This window comes from Paenibacillus sp. 598K (assembly GCF_003851045.1).
GTDB lineage: Bacteria > Bacillota > Bacilli > Paenibacillales > Paenibacillaceae > Paenibacillus_D.
In genome coordinates, this window is record NZ_BFBX01000204.1 from 1 (window position 1) to 2160 (window position 2160).

General features: G+C 56.3%; 2 protein-coding genes. One reads left to right on the top strand and one right to left on the bottom strand.

Annotated elements, in window-relative coordinates; all coding sequences use genetic code 11:
- Window positions 1-1038 (top strand): nickel pincer cofactor biosynthesis protein LarC (gene larC, locus PA598K_RS34420; protein ID WP_128661226.1); only part of this gene is annotated, 1038 nt, incomplete at its 5' end.
- Between the two features lie 743 nt (window positions 1039-1781).
- Here larC and PA598K_RS36855 read toward each other — a convergent pair.
- On the bottom strand, window positions 1782-1958 hold the full coding sequence (locus PA598K_RS36855; RefSeq protein WP_185602409.1) for a hypothetical protein: 177 nt from the start codon (window positions 1956-1958) through the stop codon (window positions 1782-1784).
- Between the last annotated feature and the right edge of the window lie 202 nt (window positions 1959-2160).

The window sequence follows — 2160 nt, forward strand, 5'->3', positions numbered from 1 at the left end:
CATGGGGAGCATAGTCATGATCACTCGCACAGTCACGGACATGCCCACGGCGATCACAGCCATGACCATGCGCATCATCATCGCCGGGCCTCGGATATTTTGCGGGGGATCGCCGAGTCGGAGCTGCCTCCTCGCGTCAAGGCCCGCAGTCGTGCGGTCTTCGTAGCGATCGCCGAGGCGGAGGGCAAGATTCATGGTATGCCGCCCGAGGATGTCCATTTCCATGAGGTAGGAGCGATGGACTCGATCCTCGACATCATCGGCTTTTGTCTCGCGCTGGAGAGTTTGGACATCGACCGGATCACAGCTTCTCCGGTGCCGACGGGCAGCGGCAAGCTGCGGATGGCGCATGGGCTATATCCGATCCCGGCACCGGCTACGGCCGAGCTGCTGCGCGGGATTCCGCTGGCTCCCCTTGACGTGCGCGGCGAGCTAACCACGCCTACAGGGGCTGGTATCCTGCGAGCACTGGCGGAGAGCTTCGGACCGCTGGACGGCGGCACGATCGACCGGATTGGTTACGGTGCGGGCAAAAAGGATTTTGACCATCCCAATGTAGTACGCTGCTTCGTGCTGGCTGCTGCTGCTCCGGTCAAGCGGGAGACGGTCGTCGTCCTCGAAGCACAGATGGACGATTGCTCTGGCGAAGTGATCGGATATGCGATGGAGCGACTGCTGGAGGATGGCGGGGCGCTTGATGTCTATTGCACCTCTGTGCAGATGAAGAAAAACCGCCCAGGCATCCTGATGACCGTGCTCTGTCACGAAGCGCGCGCCGATCGCTGCGAGCTGTTGATGCTGCGCGAGACCTCGACGCTTGGTGTACGCAGGAGCAGTTGGTCCCGTCAGATCCTTGATCGCAGTTGGATCACCGTCGATACGCGCTTCGGCCCTGTCCGGGTCAAGCAAGCGCGACGGGACGGCGTGCTCTGGCATCAGTCCCCCGAATACGAGGACGCAGCCCGAGCCGCCCGCGAGCACAATGTGCCGTTGCAAGTGGTGTACGAGGAAGCGCAGCGGTTAGCTTCTCCTGAATAGGTAGGGTGATGTGATGACGGGAGTGTAGCCTTTAATGGGCGGCTGGGGTGCGCCAAAGATTTTGCAATTGGGAGCATCAGCGATTCGCGTTAATGGAGCCTTGGTAAGTAATTATGGCCCCATTATGGTATAATGAAGTGGATGATGAGCTATTAACTGGCTGCTAGCTTGATGGTGCGAATGTGAAGCGAACATGATTTCTCTGGGGGTTTCGCACCAGATTATTGATTGCAATGATCACCTTGCGATTGAATGAATCAAATAAACGATTGGAAAACTCAGAAGTAGGGCATGTCCAGTTTGGAAATGTCCAATCGAGAGTACAATTAGTTAATTTTCGCTGTCGCACCCTACGCGGGTGCGTGGATTGAAATTCAATGCGATAATTCATTCCCGCAACTCCTGTTAGTCGCACCCTATACGGGTGCGTGGATTGAAATACAAATGCAGATGGGCTAACGATCCCTGAGGTGGTCGCACCCTACGCGGCGGGGGGCGTGGATTGAAATAAGCAGCCAATCGGGTACAATGGTTCATTCCTGTTAGCTAAACGCCACGAACCATTGATCAGGTTAAATGGAAACGGAATTAGTGAATAACGTGATGAAAGAGACACGCAGCTAACGATACGCGTGACGAACGATACACGAGGTCAATGATACACAGGGCGAAAGATTAAGGCGATGAACGAACCGCCGGTCCCGTCCGGCCGCAGGGGATGCGGCGGGGCGGGGCCGGCGGTTTCACGTTTCGGGCAACAGCGCTTTCATCAGATGACGGTAGCGTCGCTCGGTGAGATTGCGTCGACGAGTTTGTCGTTCCAGACGATCGATGCGTCGCAGCAGTGCCCGGATATGTTCGGAGAGATCATGCAGCTCATCAGCAGCTTGCATGGCGGCCGTGGTCGGAGATGGCTTCATCCGCGGTTCTCCTTTCTAGTTCGAATGTACCAGCTATACCTCCTTACCCCGGCCAATGCCAGGTCAAACGGCATCGTCGCACGCGAAGTCTGACATCATCGCTGCGCACCTCAATCTGACCTCATGACATAACTGCCTGACCCTGTGATATACCGCGAGAGGCCCATCCTGTCCTATACTCCTCTTATAGAGGTTGTTCAAA

Excerpts from the sequence above, each read along its gene's own strand:
- PA598K_RS36855 (WP_185602409.1), bottom strand. The coding sequence starts at position 1,958 with ATGAAGCCATCTCCGACCACGGCCGCCATGCAAGCTGCTGATGAGCTG.